The sequence below is a fragment of the Microcystis sp. M53602_WE12 genome (genome assembly GCF_030065455.1).
GTDB lineage: Bacteria > Cyanobacteriota > Cyanobacteriia > Cyanobacteriales > Microcystaceae > Microcystis > Microcystis aeruginosa.
Map to the genome: position 1 here is coordinate 1 of NZ_JASJFB010000731.1, position 1,265 is coordinate 1,265.

The 1,265-nt window shown below is 36.3% G+C and carries 3 protein-coding genes; all 3 read left to right on the forward strand.

Annotated features, from left to right (window positions below; translation table 11 throughout):
* Window positions 1-85 precede the first annotated feature (85 nt).
* The 3 genes from PX482_RS22640 (at window position 86) to PX482_RS22650 (ending at window position 1,073) form a co-directional block, all read left to right on the forward strand.
* Window positions 86-433: a DUF6883 domain-containing protein gene (locus tag PX482_RS22640; protein WP_002757997.1), complete on the forward strand. Its 348-nt coding sequence runs from the start codon at window positions 86-88 to the stop codon at window positions 431-433.
* A gap of 8 nt (window positions 434-441) precedes the next feature.
* A complete protein-coding gene (locus PX482_RS22645; protein WP_002757995.1) occupies window positions 442-732 on the forward strand; it encodes a DUF4926 domain-containing protein in 291 nt (96 codons plus the stop codon).
* 164 nt (window positions 733-896) lie between these two features.
* The gene (locus PX482_RS22650; protein WP_288057629.1) at window positions 897-1,073 is read left to right on the forward strand and encodes an anacyclamide/piricyclamide family prenylated cyclic peptide; all 177 of its coding nucleotides are present in this window, start codon (window positions 897-899) and stop codon (window positions 1,071-1,073) included.
* The last annotated feature ends 192 nt before the right edge of the window (window positions 1,074-1,265 follow it).

Sequence of the window (1,265 nt, forward strand, 5' to 3'; positions counted from 1 at the left end):
AATAAAAATTTACCCAAAAACTATTGACAAGAAAAGTAAAGACTGCTAATCTGGAAACTCTAAATATTTTGAGGATTGAGAGTAATTGTCATTAACTAATCGAGAAAATGCTTTTATTCAGCCTGAAAAACTCATTGATTATTTACTTTCAGAAAATCACCCTGTTGGTAAATCAAAAGCCAAGTTTTTTCGTGAACTCGGTTTTAATGAAGAAAATGTAACGTTTTTAGAACAAGAATTGTCAAAAATAGTAAGAAATCAAGATGTTACTGAGGTAATTACTACAGAACATGGTACTAAATATGTAATAATAGGAACAATCAATACTCCTAAAAATAAATCAGTTACTCTTCTTACAGTCTGGATTATTGATTTAGGCAAAGATACGCCAAGGTTTGTTACTGCTCGACCATTTTTAAAAAATAAAGGCTAACCAGAATTATGATCAAAGAGCTAGATGTAATTAATTTAACCCATGACATTCAAGAACATGGTTTAAAAAAGGGAACTCAAGGAGCGGTTGTTCATTGTTATGATGATCAACAAGCTTATGAGGTAGAGTTTGTCAATGATGAAGGGGAAACTTTGGCTTTATTAACTTTAGCAAAAGCTGATATTCAACTAGAACAAGAATTAATCATTGGCGAAGTTTTAGAAATCATCAATGCTTTACCCCCTAATTTATTAAGAGAAGTAAGAGATTTTGCTAAAGTTTTAGAACATAGAAAGTGATGAAGTCGGGCAAAGTTTACTACCCCAGTAGCATCAGGTGGGGGTTTTATTCGGGAAATTTAAGCTGAGTCTAAACTCAACAAAAATTCACTCAAAAACTCTTGACTCGGCAGAAAAGAGGTAGTACGAAATAGGAATAGAACAATATATGGAGGACTTACCCCATGAAAACTAAAAAACTGACACCCCGCAACGCTGCTCCTGTCCAACGGGAAAATACCGCTACCGTCTCTCGTGATGGTAATGGGATTGCTCCTTTACTGACTGGGCAAGTGGAGCGTATCGGCGGTTATGTTGGTATAATTCGGGTGAATCCTTTTGCGGGGGATGACGCAGAGTAGTCCGCTTGATTCTAGCACGAACCTCAAAAAATGTCAAAAGTCTTTTTCTCCTTGCAGCAATTCCAAATTCAGAATGTAGCAAGGAATACAGAATACAAAACGCTTTTGCCCTGTAGCTCCCCATCCAAAATCAAGAAGAATTAACGCGAGTAACAGGGATGGCCTCATCGAGCATAAAGTCTAAAAGGTGGT